Genomic DNA, 21,559 nt, shown 5'->3' on the forward strand with positions numbered 1-21,559 from the left:
CCAACCCCTCCCGGCATTCGGTGAATGTCAATTCACTGAATATAGATTCAGTGAAACCGGGTTCAGTATGATGAGGCCTCGGAGACGGAGTCAAGAGGGATCGGGGATCGCGGTGGGAGTGCGCAAGGACCGGGCGGCCGGTACGGAGGCGGCGCTCAAGGAGGCCGCGCGGGCGGTCTTCCTGGAGCGCGGCTACACGCAGACGAAGATCACTGACATCACCAAGGCGGCCGGCCGCTCCACCGGGTCCTTCTACGAGCACTTCGCCGGCAAGGACGAGCTGCTGAACGCGCTGCTCGCGGACATGGGGGCGCAGGTGGACGAAGCGGTCGGGGTCGACGACCACCCCCGCGACCACGACCTCGCCGACCGCGCGCAGCTGCGTACGCACGTCGCGGCCACCTGGGGCGTCTTCCGGGACCACCTGCCCGTGGTGGTCGCCCTCTTCCAGAAGTCCATGGCGGAGCCGCCCCGGTCGGGGCAGGCCTGGGAGCGGCTCGTGGGGGACACCGCGCCGCTGCGGGAGCATCTGGAGTACATGCGCGAGCGCGGCCAGCCGGTGCCCGGTGACCCCGAGCTGGTCGCCGCGGCGATGGGGGCCATGGTCTCGATGCTGGGGTACGCGGCCATGACCAGCGGGGTCGCCTTCGACGACGACGAGGTGGTCGACACCCTCACCGCGCTGCTGCACCGCGGGCTGGCGGGCTAGGGCCCGTACTCAACTGATTTGCATCTGCGGTGCGGCCTCACGTAAAGTCGTGTTTACCGACGCGGGGTGGAGCAGCTCGGTAGCTCGCTGGGCTCATAACCCAGAGGTCGCAGGTTCAAATCCTGTCCCCGCTACTGAAGGCTGAAGGCCCGGATCCTCTGGATCCGGGCCTTCAGTCGTTTTGGGCCATCGTGTGGGCCATCAGGAAATGGAAGAAGGGGCCGGGAGCGTCAGCTCCCGGCCCCTTCTTCGCGGCTCCGTCGGTTACGCGCCGGCGCAGTTCGGGCACACCCCGCGGTACGTCACCTCGACCGCCGACACGACGAAGCCGAAGCGCTCCGTGTCCGGCAGGTCGGCCAGCGGGTTGCCCGCCGGGTGGACGTCGCGGATCGCGCCGCACTGGGCGCAGACCAGGTGCTGGTGGGGCCGGTGGGCGTTCGGGTCGTACCGCTTGGCGCGGCGGTCCGTGGAGACCTCCAGGACCTCGCCCAGGGTCACGAGCTCGCCCAGCGTGTTGTAGACCGTCGCCCGGGAGATCTCCGGCAGTTTGGCCACAGCGCGCGCGTGCACCTCGTCGGCCGTCATGTGAACGTGGTCACCGTCGAGCACCTCGGCCACGACACGCCGCTGTGCGGTCATGCGCCATCCGCGTCCGCGAAGTCGTTCCAGCAGGTCACTCATGACGCCAGCCTAACAGCGAGGGGACTCGGTGTAACTCCCGAACCTGTGCGGACTTGGATCCTTACTTGACTTAGACAAAGTCCATCGTAGGATCGAGTACGGCACAGGCCAAGGACAGGACATGCAGGAATGACGCAGGAGGCGCACGTGACGCAGGGACCGCTCACCACGGAGGCCGGGGCTCCGGTCGCCGACAACCAGAACAGCGAGACCGCCGGCGTCGGCGGACCCGTCCTGGTCCAGGACCAGCTCCTGCTGGAAAAGCTCGCGCACTTCAACCGCGAGCGCATCCCGGAGCGCGTGGTGCACGCCCGCGGCGCCGGTGCGTACGGCACCTTCACGCTGACCCGTGACGTCTCGCAGTGGACCCGCGCCGCGTTCCTGTCCGAGGTCGGCAAGCAGACCGAGACGTTCCTGCGCTTCTCCACCGTCGCGGGCAACCTCGGCAGCGCCGACGCGGTGCGCGACCCCCGCGGCTGGGCGCTGAAGTTCTACACCGAAGAGGGCAACTACGACCTCGTCGGCAACAACACCCCGGTGTTCTTCATCAAGGACGCCATCAAGTTCCCCGACTTCATCCACACCCAGAAGCGCGACCCGTACACGGGCTCGCAGGAGGCGGACAACGTCTGGGACTTCTGGGGTCTGTCGCCCGAGTCGACCCACCAGGTGACCTGGCTGTTCGGTGACCGCGGCATCCCGGCGTCCTACCGCCACATGAACGGCTACGGCTCGCACACGTTCCAGTGGAACAACGAGGCCGGCGAGGTCTTCTGGGTCAAGTACCACTTCAAGACCGACCAGGGCATCAAGAACCTCACCCAGGCCGAGGCCAACCAGCTCGCCGGTGAGGACCCCGACTCGCACCAGCGCGACCTGCGCGAGGCCATCGAGCGCGGCGACTTCCCGTCCTGGACCGTGCAGGTCCAGATCATGCCGGCGGCCGAGGCGGCCGAGTACCGCTTCAACCCGTTCGACCTCACCAAGGTGTGGCCGCACGAGGACTACCCGCCGATCGAGATCGGCAAGCTGGAGCTCAACCGCAACCCGGAGAACGTCTTCGCCGAGGTCGAGCAGTCGATCTTCTCCCCGGCACACTTCGTCCCCGGCATCGGTCCGTCCCCGGACAAGATGCTCCAGGGCCGCCTCTTCGGCTACGGCGACGCCCACCGCTACCGCGTCGGCATCAACGCCGACCACCTGCCGGTGAACCGTCCGCACGCCACCGAGGCGCGCACCAACTCCCGCGACGGCTACCTGTACGACGGCCGCCACAAGGGCGCGAAGAACTACGAGCCGAACAGCTTCGGCGGCCCGCACCAGACGGACCGTCCGCTGTGGCAGCCCGTCGCGCTGACCGGTGGCACCGGCAACCACGCCGCCCCCGTGCACCGTGAGGACAACGACTTCGTCCAGGCGGGCAACCTCTACCGCCTGTACTCCGAGGACGAGAAGTCCCGCCTGATCGAGAACCTGTCCGGCTTCATCGCCAAGGTCTCCCGCGACGACATCGTCGAGCGCGCGATCAACAACTTCCGCCAGGCGGACGGCGACTTCGGCAAGCGGCTGGAGGCCGCGGTCCAGGCCCTTCGCGGCTGACCCGGATCGCTTGCCGTAGCAGGACGACGGGCCGGAACCCCCTTCGGAGGGTTCCGGCCCGTCGGTGTTACGCGGAGACCGTACGCCGCGCCGGTACCCAGCAGCGGATGATGTCGCGGACGGAGACGATGCCCACCGGGCCGCCGTTCTCCAGCACGATCAGATGCCGGAAGCCGCCGTTGGCCATCGCCTCGGCGGCCTCCTGCACGGTGGCGTCGGGGGTGCAGAACACGACGTTGTTGGTGGTGTGCGCGCCCACCGACTCGTGGTCGGGATCGTGGCCCGCGCCGATGGAGTTGAGGATGTCGCGCTCGGTCAGGATGCCGATTCCGCTGTGCTCGGGGTCGAGTACGACGGCCGCGCCGACGCGCCGGCCGGACATCAGGCAGGCCGCCTGGCGCAGGGTGTGCGCGGGTCCGAGGGTGAGGATCACGGTGCTCATTGCGTCACGGACGAGCATGAAGAGAGCCACCTCCTGGGTGAGTCCCGCCGCTTGGGTGGGGTGCGACCGTGAATCCAAGAGAATGGATTCACAAGCGCACAAGCGGGGGGATCCTCAGATTCCCACGGACACGCACGGTCAACAAGGGGGCACGCTCAGGCGCTCGGGCGCAGGCGCTCCAGCATCTCCCCGTGGAGCAGCCCGTTCGAGGCCGCCGCGTTCCCGCCGTGGACTCCGTCCACCCCGTCCAGGCTGGTGAAACGGCCGCCCGCCTCCTGGACCACGACCGCGATGGCCGCCATGTCCCACAGGTTCAGCTCCGGCTCGGCGCACAGGTCCAGCGAGCCCTCCGCGACCATCATGTACGGCCAGAAGTCGCCGTAGCCCCGCGTACGCCAGCACGCGCGGGTCAGGTCCAGGAAGCCGGGGAGCCGGCCCTGCTCCTCCCAGCCGCTCAGGGAGGAGTACGCGAACGAGGCGTCACTCAGCCCCGCCACCTTCGACACGCCGATCCGCGCGGTCTCGCCGAGCGCGCCGCCCGCGTACGCGCCCCCGCCCTGCGCCGCCCACCAGCGCCGGCCCAGCGCCGGCGCCGACACCACGCCGACCACCGGGCGGAAGGCCCCGTCGGCGCCTTCGGCCATCAGGGAGATCAGCGTCGCCCAGACGGGCACCCCGCGCACGTAGTTCTTGGTGCCGTCGATCGGGTCCACGACCCAGCGGCGCGGGCCGCTGCCCTTCAGGCCGTACTCCTCGCCGAGGATCGCGTCGTCGGGCCGTGCGGCCGCGATGCCGGCCCGGATGATCTCCTCGGCGGCCTTGTCCGCCTCGCTCACCGGGGTCATGTCCGGCTTCGTCTCGACCTTCAGGTCGAGGGCACGGAACCGCTCCATCGTGGCGACGTCCGCCGCGTCGGCGAGTTCGAGGGCAAGGCGCAGGTCATCGTCATACTCGGACATGGCCGAACAGTATCGCGGCCGGTCGCGCGGCCGGGACGCGCCCTTGACAGGATCTGTCGCCCCGTCAACTCTGGCCGTGAAGCCAAACGGGGGAGGCGCATATGCCGGCAGCCCGGGAAACCTTGCTGGAGGCGGCGGGAGCGGCGCTCTCGGCGCGCCCCTGGCCGGCCGTGCGGATGGTGGACGTGGCGGCTGCCGCCGGGGTGTCCCGGCAGACCCTCTACAACGAGTTCGGCGGCAAGGGCGGCCTGGGCCGCGCCCTGATCCGGCGCGAGAGGGAGCGGTACCTCGACGGGGTGGAGCGGGCCCTGGCCGCCCCCGGCCGGACCGCCGAACGGCTCGCCGCGGTCGCGGAGTGGACCGTACGGGCGGCCCGCGCGTATCCCCTCGTACGGGCCCTGCTGACCGGATTCTGGGACCCGGACCTGCCCGCCGCGGGCCGGGCGGCCGGGCCCGGTGAGCTGGCCCGGGCCGTACGCGACCGGGCGGCCGCCGCGCTCATGCCCGCGGAGGACGTCCAGCGGTGCGAGCTCGCCGTACGGCTCGCCCTCTCCTACGTGGTGGCGCCCGGGGAGGAGCCGGGGGCGGGGGAGCTGCTCCGGCTGCTCAGTGCGCAGAACCGGACAGCTGGAGCCCGATGACCCCGAGGATCACCAGCGAGATCGAGACGAGTTTGAGGGTGGAGACCAGGTCGCCGAGGAAGACCATGCCGTAGATCGCCGTCCCCGCGGCGCCGATGCCCGTCCACACCGCGTACGCCGGGCCCACGTCCAGCTTCTTGAGCGCGAGGGTCAGCAGGCCGAAGCTGCCGAGGGCGAAGCACGCGAAGGCGACGGTCGGCCACAGCCGGGTGAAGCCGTGGGACAGCTTGAGGCACACCGCGAAGCCCGTCTCCAGGATTCCCGCGACCACCACGAGCAGCCACGCCATGTCGAATGCCTCCCCGTGTCACGTGACTTCGCGCCACTCGGTGCGATTATGCATTTATCCAGACACGATCTTCGGCAAACCCCGGAGGTCCCGCCGGTTCCGCGAGCCCGGCCGTCCCGCCCTCCCCCGCCGGACGGTCTAGTCGCCCTCGCGGCGCTCCCGCGTCTCCAGCAGCCGCCGCAGCGAATACAGCCGCGCCGGGTCCGCGTGGCCGTCCTCCACCCACTTGTCGAGCGCGCAGTCCGGCTCGTCGTGGCTGCACGCGCGCGGGCACTCCTCGGTACCGGGCACCAGGTCGGGGAAGGCCAGGATCACCCGGGACGGATCCACGTGGTGCAGGCCGAAGGAGCGCACGCCCGGGGTGTCGATGACCCAGCCCTCCATCCCGGGCAGCGGCAGCGCCAGGGCCGAGGTGGTGGTGTGGCGGCCGCGCCCGGTGACCGCGTTGACCACGCCGGTCGCGCGCTTGCGGTCCGGCGCCACCAGCGAGTTGACCAGGGTCGTCTTGCCGACGCCGGAGTGCCCCACGAACGCGGTGATCCGGCCCTCCAGGCGCTCGCGCACCTTGTCGGCGGCGTCGCCCGTCGCGAGCTCCTCGCGGTTGGTCACGACGTAGTTCACGCCGAGCGTCGAGTAGATCTCCAGGATCTTGTCGGCGGACGTCAGATCGGACTTGGTGAGCACCAGGAGCGGCTCCAGCCCGGCGTCGTACGCCGCCACCAGGCAACGGTCGATCATCCGGGGCCGCGGCTCCGGGTCGGCCAGGGCCGTGACGATGGCCAGCTGGTCGGCGTTGGCGACGACCACGCGCTCGTACGGGTCATCGTCGTCCGCGGTGCGCCGCAGGACGGACTTGCGCTCCTCGATCCGCACGATCCGGGCGAGGGTGTCCTTCTTGCCGGACAGGTCACCGACGATCCAGACCCGGTCGCCCACCACCGCCGCCTTGCGGCCCAGTTCCCTGGACTTCATCGCGTGGACGGTGCGGTCCCCGACCAGGCAGGTCAGCCGGCCGCGGTCGACGGTGAGGACGAAGCCCTCGGAAGCGTCCTCGTGCTTGGGACGGATGTTCGTCCGGGGCCGGTTGCCCTTGGGGTTGGGGCGCTGCCGGATGTCGTCCTCGTCGGTGTGCTTGCCGTACCTGCGCATGACGGGCCCTACGCTCCCGCACCCGCCGCGCGGGCCCCGGAATTCCCGGAGTCCCCGGCATCTCCCGCGAGCATGTCCGTCCACATCCGCGGGAAGTCCGGCAGGGTCTTCGCCGTCGTCGCCACGTTCTCGATCAGTACGCCCTCCACCGCCAGGCCGATCACCGCGCCGGCCGTGGCCATCCGGTGGTCGTCGTACGTGTGGAAGGTGCCGCCGTGCAGCGGGCGCGGCCGGATGTGCAGGCCGTCCTCGGTCTCGGTGACGTCGCCGCCGAGCGCGTTGATCTCCTTGGTCAGCGCGGCCAGCCGGTCCGTCTCGTGCAGCCGCAGGTGCGCGACCCCGCGCAGGACGGACTCCGAGTCGGCCAGGGCCGCCACCGCCGCGATGCCCGGGGTGAGCTCGCCGACCTCGCCCAGGTCCACGTCGATGCCGTGGATCTTGCCGGTGCCGGTGAAGACCAGGCCCGCGTCGGTCAGCTCGCAGGAACCGCCCATCTCCGTGAAGATCCGGCGCAGCGCGTCACCGGGCTGCGTGGTGCGGCGCGGCCAGTCCGGGATGGTGACCGTGCCGCCGGTGATCAGGGCCGCGGCCATGAAGGGCTGTGCGTTGGAGAGGTCGGGCTCCACGACCATGTCGCGGCCCAGAAGCGCGCCGGGGGCCACCCGCCACACGTTCTTCTCGCCGCCCGCCTCGGGGGTGTCGACCTGGGCGCCCGCCGCGCGCAGCATCTCCACGGTCATCCGGATGTGCGGCATCGACGGCAGGGTCGAGCCCACGTGCCGGACCTCGACACCCTGGTTGAAGCGCGGGGCGGAGAGCAGCAGCGCGGAGACGAACTGCGAGGAGTTGCTGGCGTCGATCTCGACCGTGCCGCCCTCCAGGGCCCCGCCGCCCTGGACGGTCATGGGCAGCGCGCCCCGGCCGTCGTCGTCGATCCGGGCGCCCAGCGTGCGCAGGGCGCTGATGACCTGGCCGAGGGGGCGCTCGTAGGAGCGCGGGTCGCCGTCGAAGCGGATGTCGCCGTCGGCGAGGGTGGCGACGGGCGGCAGGAAGCGCATGACCGTGCCCGCGTTGCCGACGTCCACGGTCGTCGGGCCGTGCAGGGCCGCCGGGATGATCCGCCAGGCCTCCCCGCCGACCGCGCCGTTGGCGGACCCGGCGGAGCTGGAGGAGACGGTCTCCTCGATGCCGACGCCCATCGCGCGCAGGGCGTCGGACATCAGCTGGGAGTCGCGCGAGCGCAGCGGGCGGCGCACCCAGCCCGGTTCGGCGGCGAGCGAGGCGAGCACGAGGGCCCGGTTGGTGACCGACTTGGACCCCGGCACGGTGACGGTGGCGTAGACGGCCGAGTCGGCGATCGGGGCGGGCCAGAGGGCGGGCAGAGCGGGGGTCTCGGTCATGGCCCCCACTTTAGTGGCTTCCTCCGGCACCAGATCTTGATCGCTGCGCCGTCTCAGAGGCCGAGAAGCCAACGGCCGCCGCCCACCAGGGAGCACAGGGCGACAACATGGAAGAGGAGCAGCCACACCACCGGGTGCACGTGGGTGAGCCGTCCGAGCTGATCGGCGTCCGAATCCGGAGCCCCGCCGTGCCGTCGCTTGGCCCCCAGCTCGAAGACCGGCCGGACGCCGCCGAGCAGCAGGAACCACACCGCGCCGTACGCGAAGACGGCCTGCACATCGGCCGGGGCCAGCCAGGACACCAGCACGAAGGTGCCGCCGGTCAACACCACGGTCAGGGCCCCGTACGCGTTCCGGATCATCACCAGCATCACCAGCAGCAGGGCGGTGGCCACCCACAGCAGCAGGGTGATCCGGTGCGCGGACAGCAGCGCCGCCCCGCCGAGCCCGAGCAGCGACGGGGCGGTGTACCCGGCGGCGGCGGTCAGGATCATCCCGAGCCCGGTCGGCCGGCCCCGGCTGACCGTGACCCCGCTGGTGTCGGAGTGCAGCCGTATCCCGTCGAGCCGCCGCCCGGTCAGCAGCGCCAGCAGACCGTGCCCGCCCTCGTGCGCGATGGTCACGGCGTTGCGCGAGAGCCGCCACAGCGGGCGGGGGCCCACGGCGGCGAGCGCGGCCACGCCCGTCACGATCACCAGCCACAGCTCGGGCGGGGTCTGTATGCCCGTGAGCCGGTCCCACAGGCCGGCCGTCGTGGTGCTGTCCATAGAGTGGCGGACTCCTTGTGGTGGTTGTCGGATGACATGGCAGTGTGGCAGCCATGTGCGGACGGTATGCGGCGAGTCGGAGGCCCGAGGACCTGGTGGAGGCCTTCGGGATCGAGAAGTGGGAGCCGGAGGAGACGCTGGCCCCCGACTGGAACGTGGCGCCGACGAAAGAGGTCCACGTCGTCCTCGACCGTCCCCTGAAAGACGCTCCGAACCCGCGTCCGGTTCGCCAGCTGCGCGTCCTGAAGTGGGGGCTGGTCCCCTCCTGGGCCCAGAACCCCGACGGCGCCGCCCGGATGATCAACGCCCGGTCGGAGACCCTGCACGAGAAGCCGTCCTTCCGGCGACCCTTCGCGCAGCGCCGCTGCATCATCCCCGCCGACGGCTACTACGAGTGGGTCACCGCCCACGACGAGCGGCAGCTGGAGGTGGAGGGGAAGAAGAAGCGGGCCCGCAAGCAGCCCTACTTCGTGCTCCCCGCCGACGGCCCCGTCTTCGCCATGGCCGGGATCTACGAGTTCTGGCGCGACCGGACGCTGCCCGACGAGCACCCGCTCGCCTGGTGGGTCACCTGCTCGGTGATCACCACCGAGGCCGAGACCGGGCCGCTGGCCGTGGCTCCCGCCGAAGGGCCGCGCTCGCTGTCCGACATCCACCCGCGGATGCCGCTCATGCTGACCCCGGACCGCTGGGACGCCTGGCTGGACCCCGCGAACACCGACACCGAGGGCTCGCTGCGGCGGCTGCTGGAACCGCCGCCGGGCGGCCTGATGCGGGCCTATCCGGTCTCGACCGCGGTGAGCAACGTACGGAACAACGGGCCGGAGCTGCTGGAGGAGCTCGCCGCGCCGGAGGAGGGCACGCTCTTCTAGGCCCTGTCCGGCACCCGTCCGGGACCCGGCCGCGTGCAGGATGGATCCATGACCACGCGTACCGAGAGCGTCGACACCCCGGCGGGCGAGGCCCGCATCACCTGGCACACCGCCCGCGAGGCCCGGCTCGTGCTCGCCGTGAGCCACGGCGCCGGCGGCGGCGTCGAGGCCCGTGACCTCCAGGCGCTGGCCGCCGCCCTGCCCCCGCGCGGGGTCACCGTGGCCCTGGTCGAACAGCCCTGGCGGGTCGCCGGGAAGAAGGTCGCCGCCGCGCCCAAGGTGCTCGACGAGGGATGGCGCGGGCTGTGGCCGGCCCTCGCCGGGCCCGGGCTGCCCGTGGTCGCGGGCGGCCGCAGCGCCGGGGCCCGGGTGGCCTGCCGGACCGCCGCCGGCCTGGGCGCGGCCGCGGTACTGGCGCTGGCGTTCCCGCTGCACCCGCCGGGCCGGCCGGAGAAGTCCCGGGCCGAGGAGCTGCTCGGCGCCGGGCTGCCCACCCTGGTGGTCCAGGGCGGCCGGGACGCCTTCGGGCGTCCGGAGGAGTTCCCGGAGCGGGCCGCGGGCGACCCGTACGCGCTGGTGGAGGTCCCGTACGCGGACCACGGCTTCGCCGTGCCCAAGAAGGCGGAGACCACCCAGGAGGAGGCCCTCGCGGTGATCACGGAGGCGGTGGCCGGATGGCTCGCGGCCCTGGAAGTCTGACCGCGACCTGACATATTCCGGGGTGATCCGGTGGTGATCCGGATCACCACCGGCCGCTCGGACCCGTGCGGGGCCCGAAATCCCGGCCCCCGCCCGGGAATGCGCCGCCCGCGCCTTCTGTTGTCCCGGATGTCGGTACGCACGGGATTTCGTCGGAGGAGAGGGAGCGCATGACCCAGGTCATCAGCCAGAACCGTCCGCAGGCCGCTGACCTGGACTGGACGGTGCTGCCCGGGCCCAAGCGCAGCTCGCTTCGGGCGGCGGAGAGCCGGGAAGGTCGACTATTCTCCGATTCGAGCGGATCCGCTTTCGGAGCCGCCACGCAGTCGGAGGAGGTGGGTCCTGTCGCTGGGACCGACGAAGGCCACGCGGAGGAGACGACCCCGGAGCGCAACGCGCGCTTCGAGCGGGACGCCCTCGGCTACCTCGACCAGATGTACTCGGCCGCACTGCGCATGACGCGCAACCCGGCCGACGCCGAGGACCTGGTCCAGGAGACGTACGCGAAGGCATACGCGTCCTTCCACCAGTTCCGCGAGGGCACCAACCTGAAGGCGTGGCTGTACCGCATTCTGACCAACACGTTCATCAACTCCTACCGCAAGAAGCAGCGCGAGCCCCAGCGCAGCGCCGCGGAGGAGATCGAGGACTGGCAGCTGGCACGCGCCGAGTCGCACATGTCGACCGGCCTGCGGTCCGCCGAGTCGCAGGCGCTCGACCACCTGCCCGATTCGGACGTGAAGGAAGCGCTCCAGGCCATTCCGGAGGAGTTCCGCATCGCGGTCTACCTTGCCGACGTAGAGGGCTTTGCGTACAAGGAGATCGCCGACATCATGGGTACACCCATCGGTACGGTCATGTCGCGACTGCACCGTGGCCGCCGTCAACTCCGTGGAATGCTGGAGGACTATGCCCGTGAGCGCGGGATGGTCCCCGCGGGCGCGGGAGAGTCGAACGACAGGAAAGGCTCGGGCTCATGAGTTGCGGAGAGCCGCACGAGACGGAGTGCTCTGAGGTCCTGGACCACCTTTACGAGTTCCTCGACCATGAGATGCCCGACAGCGACTGCACGAAGTTCGAGACACACTTCGGCGAGTGCAGCCCCTGTCTGGAGAAGTACGGCCTGGAGCAGGCCGTGAAGAAGCTGGTGAAGCGCTGCTGCGGTTCGGACGACGTGCCGACCGACCTGCGGTCGAAGGTGATGGGGCGGATCGAGCTGATCCGGTCGGGGCAGGCCGTGCCGGACCACGACATCACCTCGGACATCACCTCCGACGTCACCACCGACATCACGGCCGATGTCACGGCGGACAACCCGGCCGGCGGCTGACCGGTTCGTCGAACGCTTGAACAACCGCCCCCGGAGGGGTACTTCGTTCACCCGAAGGTGCTAATCCGGGGGCGTCCGTATGGCGCAATGTGAAAATGTGGCCCACTTCGCTCGGGGCCCCACTTATTCTCCCCATTCGGTACTGGTTTGATTCGGTACCTGGCTTGAAGGCACCGGGGAGGAGAGCGCCATGCGGGTACTTCCGCCGGGGGCGCGCGGATACATCCTGTGCGCCGTCCTCGCTGCAGCCGCGTGCGTCGCCCCCGCCCTCACCGATTCCGGTACGCCCTGGGCGACCGTTGCCCTGCTCGCCGTGCTCTACCTCGGCTGCGAGCTCGTGAAGGTCTGCCCGCTGCTCGGCAGCCGGGTCCCCGAGGGCATCGGCTCCTTCTTTCCCGTGGTGCTGGCCGCCGTCTTCCTGCTGCCGCCCGCCGCCGCCGCGCTCGTGGCGCTGCCCGGCGGCCTCGCGGGGACCGTCGTCCAGCGGCCCGCCCGGGTGCGCCGGGTGTGGCACGGCGCGCAGCAGTCGATAGCCGCCTGGGTCGCGGGGCAGACGTACCGGCTGCTGCGCGGCCCGGCGGCGCTGGGCTCCGGGGGCTCCGGGCCGCCCGGAGCGGCGGACCCGCCCGTCTGGGTGGCCGACTTCCCGTACGTGATGCTCCCCGCGGCGGCCGCTGCCGTCGCCTTCTGCCTGGTGCTCACCGCCCTCGACGGGGGCATCCTGGCCGTCGCGGAACGCCGGCCCGCCGCCACCGCCTGGCGCGGACTGCTCACCCGGTCCCTCGCCCCGCACTGTGTGCACGGCCTCGCCGGCCTGATGATGGCTGTCATGTGGCGCAGCCCGTACGGGCTCCCGGCCGCCCTGCTCGTCCTGCTGCCGATGTACATCTCCTGCTGGGTCTTCGCCCAGTACCACCGCGAGCGCGCCGCCCACCGGGCCACCATCCGCGCCCTCGTCCAGGCCGTCGACATCAAGGACCGCTACACGCGCGGCCACAGCGAACGGGTCGGCCAGGCCTCCGCGATGATCGCCCGCGAGCTGGGCATGGCCGAGGACCGCCTCGAAGTCGTCCGCATCGCCGGGATCCTGCACGACGTCGGCAAACTCGGGGTCCCGACGCGGCTGCTGCGCAAGGACGGGCCGCTCACCCCGGAGGAGCGCCGGATCATCGAGCTGCACCCCGAGTACGGGCACGAGATGGTCCGCGGCATCGGCTTCCTCGGGGAGGCCCGGTCCGCGATCCTGCACCACCACGAGCGGGTCGACGGCTCCGGCTATCCGTACGGGCTGACCGGCGACCAGATCCCGGTGCTGGCCCGGGTGGTGGCGGTGGCCGACGCCTTCGACGCGATGACCTCCACCCGCTCGTACAGCCGGGCCCGGCCGGTGGAGGTAGCCCTGGCGGAACTGGCGCGGTGCGCGGGGGCGCAGTTCGACCCGGCGATGGTGGGGGCCCTGACGGGGGCCATCGGACGGCACGGCTGGCACCCGGTGGTCACCTCCGACGACGACCTCCAGGTGATCAGCGGCGGCCCGCCCGCCGGGGCCGGGCCGGGGTCACCGACCCTGGCCGCCCTGCCCGGCCAGGGTGCCCGCCCGGCCGCGGCGACCACCCCCGCGTCTCCCGCACCGCCGGGGGCCGGCACGTGAGGGGGACCGCCGTCTGGACCGTGCGGGGCGCGGCCGGGGTGCTCACCGCCGCCGGGCTCGGGCACACCCTGTGGAACGGGCTCGTGGAACCCGGCATCGCCCTGGCCTTCGGGATCCTGATCACCATCGGCGAGCTCGCCCGTCGCGACCGGCGCGAACCCGCCGACCGCCAGCCCGCACCCCTCGGCTCCGCCGGAGCCCTCGCCTACGCCCTGCTCGGCCAGAACGCCGGGCAGCCCACCCACCACGGGGTGCTGCAGATCGTCGCGGTCGTCGTCGCGGCCGCCCTCGCCGGGATCGTCCCCCACGTCGCCCGGGGCCGCGGCCCGGCCGTGGACCACATCGCCCGCCGGGTCCTCACCGTCGCCTTCGCCGCCGCATGTTTCCAGCCGCTCTACAACTCCGGCCGACTGGAGGAACGGGTCGGCCAGGGCCCGTACCTCGTCCTGTTTCTGCTGCTCCTCCTCGGCCTCACCGCCCTCTGCGACGCCGTGCTCGCCGCCGCCCTCGCCGCGGCCCGGACCGGCTGGCCGTACGGGCCCCTGCTGCGCGACGAGCTGCGCGCCCAGCTCGGCATCGGCTCGGCGATCTGCGCCACCGGCGTCGTGATGGCCCTCGGCGTGGCCGGCGCCGGACTGTGGGCCCTGCCCGTCTTCAGCGTGCCCCTGCTGCTGACCCAGATGTCCTTCCACCGGATCACCGCGATCCGCACCACCTACCGCCAGACCATCACCTCCCTGGCCCGGGCCACGGAGATCGCCGGCTACACCCCGCCCGGCCACTCCCGCCGGGTCGCCACCCTGAGCTGCGCCGTCGGCCGGGAACTGGGGCTGTCGGAGCGGGAGCTCACGGTGCTGGAGTACGCGGCGCTGATGCACGACATCGGGCAGCTTTCCCTCGTCGATCCGGTCCCGGACGGGGCGACCGCGGAGCTGCCCGCCGCCGAGGCCCGCCGGATCGCGGAGCTGGGCGGGGAGGTGGCCCGCCAGACCGGGGTGCCCGCCGAGGTCGCCGTGGTGGTGGAGCGGCAGGCGGATCCGTACCGGGAGCAGCCCGTCGCCGCCCGCATCGTGCGGGCGGTGAACGCGTACGACGACCTTGTCGGCGGGAACCGTCACCCGGGCGGCTCACTGGCCGCTCTGGAGCAGCTCCGCCTGGGCACCGGGCACGCGTACCAGCCGGAGGTCGTGGAGGGCTTGGCGAGGGTTCTGGCCAGGGGTGGACGTGACAGAGTTGTTCCTGTCCAACCTGGGTAACCCATGGGTAATGAGCGGCCGTCCGAGTGGGCATGGTTGGATGCCAGTAAGAGGGACCGTGAGAGTGTCCGCAAGGCTGCACCGTAGTCCCCCAGCTACCGCTGGGTGGTGCCCCCAAAGCAGGCGGGAATCGTGAGGATCTTCGGGAAGGTACGGCATCGGCCCTCCGCCTCGTGGCGGCAGGCCACCGACCGCGCGTTCACGCTGATCGGCGACGGGCGGTACGAGGACGCGGGGGCGCTCCTGACCAGAGCCGCGGACCTGGAGCCCTGGCTGTCCGAGTCCTGGTTCAACCTGGCTCTGCTGCACAAGTTCCGGCACGACTGGGAGCAGGCGCGGGCCGCCGGGCTGCGCGCCGTGGCCCTGCTGGACCGGGAGACCGGCGCCCCGGACTGGTGGAACGTGGGCATCGCCGCGACCGCGCTGCAGGACTGGCCGCTGGCCCGGCGGGCCTGGCAGGCGTACGGGCTCAAGGTGCCCGGGGACCCCCATGGCCCCGGGGGCAACGGCGAACCGGTCGGCATGGAGCTCGGCAGCGCCGCCGTACGGCTGTCGCCCGAGGGCGAGGCCGAGGTGGTCTGGGGCCGCCGGCTGGACCCGGCCCGCATCGAGGTCCTGTCGATCCCGCTGCCGTCCTCGGGGCGCCGCTGGGGCGAGGTGGTGCTCCACGACGGGGTCCCGCACGGCGAGCGGGTCACCGCGGCCGGACCCTCGTACCCCGTCTTCGACGAGATCGAGCTGTGGGCGCCGTCGCCGGTGCCGACCTGGGTGGTACTGCTGGAGGCGGCCGGCGAGGCGGACCGGGACGCTCTGGAGCAGCTGGCCGCGGACGCGGGCTTCGCCGCCGAGGACTGGTCCTCGTCGGTGCGGCTGCTGTGCCGGACCTGCTCGGAGAGCGAGATGCCGAGCGACGAGGGCGACGGGGAGCACCTGGACCCGCACGACCACAGCGAGCCGGGGCATCCCGGACCGCTGGGTCACCGTACGGCCGGTTCCGGATCGCTGTGGGTGCCCGAGCGGGAGTGCGGCATCGCGGCGCCGGCCGGGCTGGTGCGAGGACTGCTCGACGGCTGGGTCGCCGACAGCCCGGACAGCCGGGAGTGGCGGGATCTCGAAGAAGTCTGCTGAGCCGGGCCGTAGGCTGTACGGGCACATCGGTGACTTACGGAAGGCGTACGGCGGATATGGCGCAGCAGGAGAACGAGGTTGTCGAGGCCGAGGTCGCGGCCGGCACCGAGGTGAACGACGGGTACGTCGTGGACACCGAGGACTGCGCGGAGCGCGAGCTCGCCCACCGCGAGCGCGGCACGGGCCGCCCGATCACGGTGGTCGGCAACCCGGTCCTGCACCGGGAGTGCAAGGACGTCACCGAGTTCGGCGACGAGCTGGCGCAGCTGATCGACGACATGTTCGCCAGCCAGAAGGCCGCCGAGGGCGTGGGCCTGGCCGCGAACCAGATCGGCGTGGACGCCAAGGTCTTCGTCTACGACTGCCCGGACGACGACGGCAAGCGGCACACCGGCGTCGTGGTCAACCCGAAGCTCGTCGAGCTGCCGGCCGGCGCGCGGGTGCTCGACGACTCCAACGAGGGCTGCCTGTCGGTCCCGACGGCGTATGCCTCGCTGGCCCGCCCGGACTACGCCGAGGTCGAGGGCCAGGACGCGCAGGGCAACCCGATCAAGGTGCGCGGTACCGGCTACTTCGCGCGCTGCCTCCAGCACGAGACCGACCACCTGTACGGGTACCTGTACATCGACCGACTCTCGAAGCGGGACCGCAAGGACGCCCTGCGGCAGATGGAAGAGGGCACCCCGCGCTACGAGACCGTCCCGAACGACTGATCTCCCGCGGGCGTACACGCACCTACGGCAGGGCCCCGTTCCGGAACCGGAGCGGGGCCCTGCCGTAGGTGCGCGGGGTGCTGGACTAGCTCTGGGCGGAGCCCCAGCCGCTGTCGGCGGGAGCGGAGTCCCCCGCGGTGTCGGCGGGAGCGGAGCCCCAGCCGCTGTCGGCCGGTGCGGCGCCCCAGCCGCTGTCCGCGGAGGCGGTCGCGGTCACGCTGCCGGCGAGCAGGACGGCGAACGCGGCGGCGGTGAGGATGCGGGCGGTACGGGACATTGTGGCCCCCCTGGGCTGTGGTGAGCGGCGCGCGGCCGGGCGCTGTGCGGCGCGGCCAGGCCGGGCATCATCACCGTACGACACCGGTTGACTACGTACCGGGCTGGTTTGGGCCAAAGGTTCTCTGCTTCTCGGCCAGGGCGCACCTGACCGGTGCACCCGGGCGGGCCGGTCAGGCCGCGGCCTGCGGGCCCCGGAAGGTGCGCCTGAACGAGTTCGGTGTGGTGCCGAGCGTCCGCAGGAAATGGTGCCGCAGGGCGGCCGCGTTGCCGAAGCCGCAGCGGCCCGCGATCGCGTCGACGGTCTCGTCGGTGGACTCCAGCAACTCCTGGGCCAGCAGGACCCGCTGGCGGAGCACCCATTGGTACGGGGTGGTGCCGGTCTCCTGGAGGAAGCGGCGGGCGAAGGTCCGCGGCGACATGTGCGCGCGCTCCGCGAGCTGCTCGACGGTGATCTCGTCGTCCAGGTGGCGGGCCATCCACCCGATCACCTCGCCCACCGTGTCGCACGCCGTGCGGGGGAGCGGGCGCCGGATGAACTGGGCCTGCCCGCCGTCCCGGTGCGGCGGTACGACCATCCGTCTCGCGATGGTGTTGGCCACCTCGGCGCCCTGCTCCTGCCGGACCACGTGCAGGCAGGCGTCGATCCCGGAGGCGGTGCCCGCCGAAGTGATCACCTGGCCCTCGTCCACGTACAGCACGTCGGGGTCGACCAGGGCACGCGGGTAGCGGCGCGTCAGGGTCGGGGCGTGCATCCAGTGGGTGGTGCAGCGGCGGCCGTCGAGCAGGCCGGCCGCGCCCAGCAGGAAGGCTCCGCTGCACACGCTCAGCACCCGCGCCCCCCGGTCCACGGCCCGGCGCAGGGCCGCCAGCAGCGGCTCGGGGTACTCGCGTGTCGTGGCCGTGCGATCGGCCGGCACGCAGATCAGGTCCGCGCTCTCCAGCCGCTCCAGTCCGTACGGGACGACGATCTCGAAATGCCCGTCGCCGGTCGGGGAGCGCCGGTCCTCCGCCGCGCACACGGCGAAGTCGTACACCGGTAGTCCCATGTCGCTGCGGTCGATTCCGAAGACCTCGCAGAAGATCCCCAGCTCGAACGGGGCGACACCGTTGACGAGGGCCACGGCCACATTGGTCAGCATGACTCCAGTGTGGCAGTAATTCGATCTTCGGTGACAGTCCTGCCACTGTTCGATCATGGCCGATCAGGCGGACAGTGGAGGTATGAGCACCTTCGTGAACTACCTCGCCGTCCTGGCCATCGCCGCCGTCCTGCTCGGGCCCAGCCTGTACGGGGCCCGGCGCGACCGACGGGTCGACCGACAGCTGCGGGCCGCCGCGACCCGGCGGGTGTGGCTGCCCCGCCAGCGGGCGGGCGGTCTCCCGCCCACCTACCGCCGGCGCGGCATCCGGTTCGGCACCTGGCGCCGGGGACGGATGGCTCACTGAGCCCCTGCCCCCGGCGCACACGCGGACGGGCTTAGAAGTCCTCGTCCAGGTCGACCGTGCCCTCGACCGCGACCTGGTAGGCCGACGGACGACGCTCGAAGAAGTTCGTCAGCTCCTGGACGCCCTGCAGCTCCATGAAGGAGAACGGGTTCTGCGAGCCGTACACCGGCGGGAAGCCGAGGCGGACCAGGCGCTGGTCCGCGACGCACTCCAGGTACTCGCGCATCGACTCGGTGTTCATGCCCGGCAGGCCGTCGCCGCAGAGGTCGCGGCCGAACTGCAGCTCCGCCTCCACGGCCTCCTTCAGCATGTCGGTGACCTGCTGCTGGAGTGCGTCGTCGAAGAGCTCCGGCTCCTCCTTGCGGACCGTGTCCACGACCTCGAAGGCGAAGTTCATGTGCATGGTCTCGTCGCGGAACACCCAGTTGGTGCCCGTGGCCAGGCCGTGCAGCAGGCCGCGGCTGCGGAACCAGTACACGTACGCGAAGGCGCCGTAGAAGAACAGGCCCTCGATGCACGCCGCGAAGCAGATCAGGTTCAGCAGGAAGCGGCGGCGGTCGGCGGCCGTCTCCAGCCGCTCGATCTTCTCGACCGAGTCCATCCACCGGAAGCAGAACTGCGCCTTCTCGCGGATGGAGGGGATCTCCTCGACCGCGTCGAACGCCGCCGCGCGGTCGTCCGGGTCGGGCAGGTAGGTGTCGAGCAGCGTCAGATAGAACTGGACGTGCACGGCCTCCTCGAACAGCTGGCGCGACAGGTACAGGCGCGCCTCCGGGGAGTTGATGTGCTTGTAGAGCGTCAGCACCAGGTTGTTCGAGACGATCGAGTCGCCCGTCGCGAAGAACGCGACCAGACGGCCGATCATGTGCTGCTCGGAGGGGGTCAGCTTCGCCAGGTCGGCGACGTCCGAGTGGAGGTCGACCTCCTCGACGGTCCAGGTGTTCTTGATCGCGTCCCGGTAGCGCTCGTAGAAGTCCGGGTAGCGCATGGGGCGGAGCGTGAGCTCGAAGCCCGGGTCCAGGAGGTTCTTGGTTTCGTTGGAGCTCATTACTGGCAGGCCTCGCAGGACTCGGGGTTCTCAAGGGAGCAGGCCAGGGCGTCGGCGTCGACGGCCTGCGGAAGGGGCGTGGCGGCGGCCGGGACGGCGGAGCCGGACGCGGCGCGGGCGATCTTCGTCGCCGGGCGCGAGCGCAGGTAGTACGTGGTCTTCAGGCCCTGCTTCCAGGCGTACGCGTACATCGAGCTGAGCTTGCCGATGGTGGGCGTCTCCAGGAACAGGTTCAGCGACTGGGACTGGTCGAGGAACGGGGTACGGGCCGCCGCCATGTCGATCAGGCCGCGCTGCGGGATCTCCCACGCCGTGCGGTACAGCTCGCGCACCTCGGCCGGGATCCAGCCGAAGCCCTGCACCGAGCCGCTGGACTCGCGCAGCGCCTCGCGGGTCTGCGCGTCCCACACGCCGAGCTGCTTCAGCTCGTCCACCAGGTACGCGTTGACCTGGAGGAACTCCCCGCTCAGCGTCTCGCGCTTGAACAGGTTGGAGACCTGCGGCTCGATGCACTCGTACACGCCCGCGATCGAGGCGATCGTCGCCGTCGGGGCGATGGCCAGGAGCAGCGAGTTGCGCATGCCGCCCTTGGCGACGCGGGCGCGCAGCGCGTCCCAGCGCTCCGGCCAGTTCAGCTCGACGTCGTAGTGGTCCGGGTGCAGGACACCGCGGGCCGTGCGGGTCTGCTCCCAGGCGGGCAGCGGGCCGCTGCGCTCGGCGAGGTCGCAGGAGGCCTCGTACGCGGCCAGCATGATGCGCTCGGAGAGCTTGGTGGACAGGGCCTTCGCCTCGGGGGAGTCGAAGGGCATCCGCAGCTTGAAGAAGACGTCCTGGAGGCCCATGGCGCCCAGACCCACCGGGCGCCAGCGGGCGTTGGAGCGGCCGGCCTGCTCGGTCGGGTAGAAGTTGATGTCCACCACGCGGTCGAGGAAGGTCACGGCGGTGCGGACGGTCTCGTCCAGGCGCTCCCAGTCGATCTCCCCGTCCACCACGAAGGCGCCCATGTTGACCGAGCCGAGGTTGCAGACGGCCGTCTCGCCGTCGTTGGTGACCTCGATGATCTCGGTGCACAGGTTAGAGGAGTGGACGACGGAGCCCGGCTCGGCGGTCTGGTTCGCCGTGCGGTTGGAGGCGTCCTTGAAGGTCATCCAGCCCTGGCCGGTCTGCGCGAGGGTGCGCATCATCCGGCCGTACAGGTCGCGGGCGGGCATGGTCTTGCGGGCCAGTCCCGACTCCTCGGCCTTGCGGTAGGCGGCGTCGAACTCGTCGCCCCACAGGTCGACCAGCTCGGGCACGTCGGCCGGGGAGAACAGCGACCAGTCGGCGTCGGCGTTCACGCGGCGCATGAACTCGTCCGGCACCCAGTGGGCGAGGTTCAGGTTGTGTGTACGGCGCTGGTCCTCACCGGTGTTGTCGCGGAGCTCCAGGAACTCCTCGATGTCCGCGTGCCAGGTCTCCAGGTAGACGGCGGCGGCGCCCTTGCGGCGGCCGCCCTGGTTCACGGCGGCGACGGAGGCGTCGAGGGTCTTCAGGAACGGCACGATGCCGTTGGAGTGGCCGTTGGTGCCGCGGATCAGCGAACCGCGGGCGCGGATGCGGGAGTACGACAGACCGATGCCGCCGGCGTGCTTGGAGAGGCGGGCGACCTGGTGGTAGCGGTCGTAGATCGAGTCGAGCTCGTCCAGCGGGGAGTCCAGCAGGTAGCAGGAGGACATCTGCGGGTGCCGGGTGCCGGAGTTGAAGAGCGTGGGGGAGGACGGCAGGTAGTCGAGGCGGCTCATCAGCCGGTACAGCGAGGCCACTTCCTCGACCGCGCGCATGCTCTCGTCCTCCGCGAGGCCGCAGGCCACGCGCAGCATGAAGAACTGCGGGGTCTCCACGACCTGGCGGGTGATCGGGTGGCGCAGCAGGTAGCGGCTGTGCAGGGTGCGCAGGCCGAAGAAGCCGAAGCGGTCGTCGGCGCCCTCGGTGAGGGCGTGCTCCACCAGCGCGTCCAGGCGGCTCGCGTGGATGCGGACGAACTCGGCGGTGCGGTCGGCGATGAGCCCCTCGCGGTGCCCGACCGCGACGGACGCGGAGAAGGAGGTGGCGCCCTGGCCGGCGGCCTCGTCACGGACGGCGAGGGTCAGCAGCCGCGCGGCGAGGCGGGAGTACGCGGGGTCCTCGGAGATGAGCCCCGCGGCGGCCTCGGTGGCCAGCCCGCGCAGTTCGGCCTCGTCGGCGGCGGAGCTGCGGCCGCGCAGCGCGGCGGCGGCGACCCGGCCGGGGTCGGTGTCGGGGAGGTCCGCCGTCAGTTCGGTGAGGGTACGCAGCAGCGTGGCCCCCGGGCCCTCGGTGTTGTCGCCAGAAACGGACTCGGCGCGCGGTGCGGAAGGCGCGATGGTCACGGCGGGAGCTCTCCCTCGCTCGGCCCGGTCATCGGCGGGGCGGGGCGCGAGCGGGCGCATGCGGGCGTGGCAGGAACGCGTACACCCCATGGCGTCCACCGGCCCAACCGCGAG

At 71.6% G+C, this 21,559-nt stretch carries 23 protein-coding genes and 1 tRNA gene; 13 read left to right on the forward strand and 11 right to left on the reverse strand.

The genetic code is table 11. The features are described 5' to 3' along the window. The first annotated feature begins 112 nt into the window (after window positions 1-112). Window positions 113-709, forward strand: coding sequence for a TetR/AcrR family transcriptional regulator (locus ACGFYQ_RS04950; protein ID WP_393740045.1), 597 nt, complete (start codon window positions 113-115; stop codon window positions 707-709). Window positions 710-769: 60 nt separating this feature from the next. After that, a tRNA-Met gene (locus ACGFYQ_RS04955) sits at window positions 770-843 on the forward strand. A gap of 130 nt (window positions 844-973) precedes the next feature. Here ACGFYQ_RS04955 and ACGFYQ_RS04960 read toward each other — a convergent pair. Further along, window positions 974-1,390 (reverse strand): Fur family transcriptional regulator, encoded by a 417-nt coding sequence (locus ACGFYQ_RS04960; protein WP_393740047.1) that lies wholly within the window; start codon window positions 1,388-1,390, stop codon window positions 974-976. Window positions 1,391-1,519: 129 nt separating this feature from the next. On the opposite strand from ACGFYQ_RS04960, the gene ACGFYQ_RS04965 reads away from it, so the two are divergent. Next, window positions 1,520-2,989, forward strand: coding sequence for a catalase (locus ACGFYQ_RS04965; protein WP_393740049.1), 1,470 nt, complete (start codon window positions 1,520-1,522; stop codon window positions 2,987-2,989). 67 nt (window positions 2,990-3,056) lie between these two features. Here ACGFYQ_RS04965 and ACGFYQ_RS04970 read toward each other — a convergent pair whose 3' ends face one another. Continuing rightward, window positions 3,057-3,449 carry a cyclic nucleotide-binding/CBS domain-containing protein gene (locus ACGFYQ_RS04970; RefSeq protein ID WP_393740051.1) on the reverse strand — a complete coding sequence of 131 codons (393 nt, stop codon included), beginning with the start codon at window positions 3,447-3,449 and terminating at the stop codon, window positions 3,057-3,059. 137 nt (window positions 3,450-3,586) lie between these two features. After that, window positions 3,587-4,390: a histidinol-phosphatase gene (gene hisN, locus ACGFYQ_RS04975; protein WP_393740053.1), complete on the reverse strand. Its 804-nt coding sequence runs from the start codon at window positions 4,388-4,390 to the stop codon at window positions 3,587-3,589. A 101-nt stretch (window positions 4,391-4,491) separates the two neighbouring features. Between hisN and ACGFYQ_RS04980 the strand changes: the two genes are divergently transcribed. Beyond that, entirely contained in the window at window positions 4,492-5,031 is a 540-nt protein-coding gene (locus tag ACGFYQ_RS04980; protein WP_393740055.1) for a TetR/AcrR family transcriptional regulator, read from the forward strand. Here ACGFYQ_RS04980 and ACGFYQ_RS04985 read toward each other — a convergent pair. The 4 genes from ACGFYQ_RS04985 to ACGFYQ_RS05000 form a co-directional block, all read right to left on the reverse strand. Further along, a complete protein-coding gene (locus ACGFYQ_RS04985; protein ID WP_069921864.1) occupies window positions 4,997-5,320 on the reverse strand; it encodes a multidrug efflux SMR transporter in 324 nt (107 codons plus the stop codon). The two genes, ACGFYQ_RS04980 and ACGFYQ_RS04985, sit on opposite strands and share 35 nt — an antisense overlap. A gap of 138 nt (window positions 5,321-5,458) precedes the next feature. Continuing rightward, complete coding sequence (rsgA, locus tag ACGFYQ_RS04990) at window positions 5,459-6,469, reverse strand: ribosome small subunit-dependent GTPase A (protein WP_393740058.1); 1,011 nt, start codon at window positions 6,467-6,469, stop codon at window positions 5,459-5,461. 8 nt (window positions 6,470-6,477) lie between these two features. Then, a complete protein-coding gene (aroA, locus tag ACGFYQ_RS04995) occupies window positions 6,478-7,869 on the reverse strand; it encodes a 3-phosphoshikimate 1-carboxyvinyltransferase (RefSeq protein ID WP_393740060.1) in 1,392 nt (463 codons plus the stop codon). Between the two features lie 53 nt (window positions 7,870-7,922). Continuing rightward, window positions 7,923-8,636, reverse strand: a complete 714-nt coding sequence (locus ACGFYQ_RS05000) for a M50 family metallopeptidase (protein ID WP_393740062.1) — start codon at window positions 8,634-8,636, stop codon at window positions 7,923-7,925. Between the two features lie 53 nt (window positions 8,637-8,689). Between ACGFYQ_RS05000 and ACGFYQ_RS05005 the strand changes: the two genes are divergently transcribed. The 8 genes from ACGFYQ_RS05005 (at window position 8,690) to def (ending at window position 16,285) form a co-directional block, all read left to right on the forward strand. Then, window positions 8,690-9,508 (forward strand): SOS response-associated peptidase, encoded by an 819-nt coding sequence (locus ACGFYQ_RS05005; RefSeq protein ID WP_393740064.1) that lies wholly within the window; start codon window positions 8,690-8,692, stop codon window positions 9,506-9,508. Window positions 9,509-9,556: 48 nt separating this feature from the next. Beyond that, window positions 9,557-10,207 (forward strand): alpha/beta family hydrolase, encoded by a 651-nt coding sequence (locus ACGFYQ_RS05010; RefSeq protein ID WP_393740066.1) that lies wholly within the window; start codon window positions 9,557-9,559, stop codon window positions 10,205-10,207. Between the two features lie 335 nt (window positions 10,208-10,542). Continuing rightward, a complete protein-coding gene (locus ACGFYQ_RS05015) occupies window positions 10,543-11,187 on the forward strand; it encodes a sigma-70 family RNA polymerase sigma factor (RefSeq protein WP_376679453.1) in 645 nt (214 codons plus the stop codon). Continuing rightward, window positions 11,184-11,537, forward strand: a complete 354-nt coding sequence (gene rsrA, locus ACGFYQ_RS05020; RefSeq protein ID WP_393740068.1) for a mycothiol system anti-sigma-R factor — start codon at window positions 11,184-11,186, stop codon at window positions 11,535-11,537. Before ACGFYQ_RS05015 ends, rsrA begins: the two co-directional genes overlap by 4 nt. 190 nt (window positions 11,538-11,727) lie before the next feature. After that, a complete protein-coding gene (locus tag ACGFYQ_RS05025) occupies window positions 11,728-13,188 on the forward strand; it encodes an HD-GYP domain-containing protein (RefSeq protein ID WP_393740070.1) in 1,461 nt (486 codons plus the stop codon). Further along, on the forward strand, window positions 13,185-14,444 hold the full coding sequence (locus tag ACGFYQ_RS05030; protein ID WP_393740072.1) for an HD-GYP domain-containing protein: 1,260 nt from the start codon (window positions 13,185-13,187) through the stop codon (window positions 14,442-14,444). The genes ACGFYQ_RS05025 and ACGFYQ_RS05030 overlap by 4 nt, the downstream gene beginning before the upstream one ends. Before the next feature lie 132 nt (window positions 14,445-14,576). Further along, entirely contained in the window at window positions 14,577-15,572 is a 996-nt protein-coding gene (locus tag ACGFYQ_RS05035) for a tetratricopeptide repeat protein (RefSeq protein ID WP_393740074.1), read from the forward strand. Between the two features lie 56 nt (window positions 15,573-15,628). Then, window positions 15,629-16,285 carry a peptide deformylase gene (def, locus tag ACGFYQ_RS05040; protein WP_393740076.1) on the forward strand — a complete coding sequence of 219 codons (657 nt, stop codon included), beginning with the start codon at window positions 15,629-15,631 and terminating at the stop codon, window positions 16,283-16,285. An 85-nt stretch (window positions 16,286-16,370) separates the two neighbouring features. Here def and ACGFYQ_RS05045 read toward each other — a convergent pair whose 3' ends face one another. Together ACGFYQ_RS05045 and ACGFYQ_RS05050 are read right to left on the reverse strand one after the other, a co-directional pair. Beyond that, a complete protein-coding gene (locus ACGFYQ_RS05045) occupies window positions 16,371-16,562 on the reverse strand; it encodes a hypothetical protein (protein ID WP_393740079.1) in 192 nt (63 codons plus the stop codon). 172 nt (window positions 16,563-16,734) lie between these two features. Next, on the reverse strand, window positions 16,735-17,703 hold the full coding sequence (locus ACGFYQ_RS05050) for a helix-turn-helix domain-containing protein (protein ID WP_393740081.1): 969 nt from the start codon (window positions 17,701-17,703) through the stop codon (window positions 16,735-16,737). Window positions 17,704-17,785: 82 nt separating this feature from the next. Between ACGFYQ_RS05050 and ACGFYQ_RS05055 the strand changes: the two genes are divergently transcribed. Next, window positions 17,786-18,010 (forward strand): hypothetical protein, encoded by a 225-nt coding sequence (locus tag ACGFYQ_RS05055; RefSeq protein WP_393740083.1) that lies wholly within the window; start codon window positions 17,786-17,788, stop codon window positions 18,008-18,010. Between the two features lie 31 nt (window positions 18,011-18,041). Here the strand turns inward: ACGFYQ_RS05055 and ACGFYQ_RS05060 are convergent, their stop codons facing one another. After that, entirely contained in the window at window positions 18,042-19,058 is a 1,017-nt protein-coding gene (locus ACGFYQ_RS05060) for a ribonucleotide-diphosphate reductase subunit beta (RefSeq protein WP_393740085.1), read from the reverse strand. Continuing rightward, window positions 19,058-21,445: a ribonucleoside-diphosphate reductase subunit alpha gene (locus ACGFYQ_RS05065; protein ID WP_393740087.1), complete on the reverse strand. Its 2,388-nt coding sequence runs from the start codon at window positions 21,443-21,445 to the stop codon at window positions 19,058-19,060. Before ACGFYQ_RS05065 ends, ACGFYQ_RS05060 begins: the two co-directional genes overlap by 1 nt. Window positions 21,446-21,559 lie beyond the last annotated feature (114 nt).

Source organism: Streptomyces sp. NPDC048258 (assembly GCF_043201995.1).
Classification (GTDB): Bacteria; Actinomycetota; Actinomycetes; order Streptomycetales; family Streptomycetaceae; genus Streptomyces.

Coding starts and splice junctions, on each gene's coding strand:
- def (WP_393740076.1), top strand. CDS start 15,629: ATGGCGCAGCAGGAGAACGAGGTTGTCGAGGCCGAGGTCGCGGCCGGC.
- ACGFYQ_RS04980 (WP_393740055.1), top strand. CDS start 4,492: ATGCCGGCAGCCCGGGAAACCTTGCTGGAGGCGGCGGGAGCGGCGCTC.
- rsrA (WP_393740068.1), top strand. CDS start 11,184: ATGAGTTGCGGAGAGCCGCACGAGACGGAGTGCTCTGAGGTCCTGGAC.
- ACGFYQ_RS04960 (WP_393740047.1), bottom strand. CDS start 1,390: ATGAGTGACCTGCTGGAACGACTTCGCGGACGCGGATGGCGCATGACC.
- ACGFYQ_RS04970 (WP_393740051.1), bottom strand. CDS start 3,449: ATGCTCGTCCGTGACGCAATGAGCACCGTGATCCTCACCCTCGGACCC.
- hisN (WP_393740053.1), bottom strand. CDS start 4,390: ATGTCCGAGTATGACGATGACCTGCGCCTTGCCCTCGAACTCGCCGAC.
- ACGFYQ_RS05000 (WP_393740062.1), bottom strand. CDS start 8,636: ATGGACAGCACCACGACGGCCGGCCTGTGGGACCGGCTCACGGGCATA.
- ACGFYQ_RS04985 (WP_069921864.1), bottom strand. CDS start 5,320: ATGGCGTGGCTGCTCGTGGTGGTCGCGGGAATCCTGGAGACGGGCTTC.
- ACGFYQ_RS05060 (WP_393740085.1), bottom strand. CDS start 19,058: ATGAGCTCCAACGAAACCAAGAACCTCCTGGACCCGGGCTTCGAGCTC.
- ACGFYQ_RS05010 (WP_393740066.1), top strand. CDS start 9,557: ATGACCACGCGTACCGAGAGCGTCGACACCCCGGCGGGCGAGGCCCGC.
- aroA (WP_393740060.1), bottom strand. CDS start 7,869: ATGACCGAGACCCCCGCTCTGCCCGCCCTCTGGCCCGCCCCGATCGCC.
- ACGFYQ_RS04965 (WP_393740049.1), top strand. CDS start 1,520: ATGACGCAGGAGGCGCACGTGACGCAGGGACCGCTCACCACGGAGGCC.
- ACGFYQ_RS05005 (WP_393740064.1), top strand. CDS start 8,690: ATGTGCGGACGGTATGCGGCGAGTCGGAGGCCCGAGGACCTGGTGGAG.
- rsgA (WP_393740058.1), bottom strand. CDS start 6,469: ATGCGCAGGTACGGCAAGCACACCGACGAGGACGACATCCGGCAGCGC.
- ACGFYQ_RS05045 (WP_393740079.1), bottom strand. CDS start 16,562: ATGTCCCGTACCGCCCGCATCCTCACCGCCGCCGCGTTCGCCGTCCTG.
- ACGFYQ_RS05055 (WP_393740083.1), top strand. CDS start 17,786: ATGAGCACCTTCGTGAACTACCTCGCCGTCCTGGCCATCGCCGCCGTC.
- ACGFYQ_RS05025 (WP_393740070.1), top strand. CDS start 11,728: ATGCGGGTACTTCCGCCGGGGGCGCGCGGATACATCCTGTGCGCCGTC.
- ACGFYQ_RS05050 (WP_393740081.1), bottom strand. CDS start 17,703: ATGCTGACCAATGTGGCCGTGGCCCTCGTCAACGGTGTCGCCCCGTTC.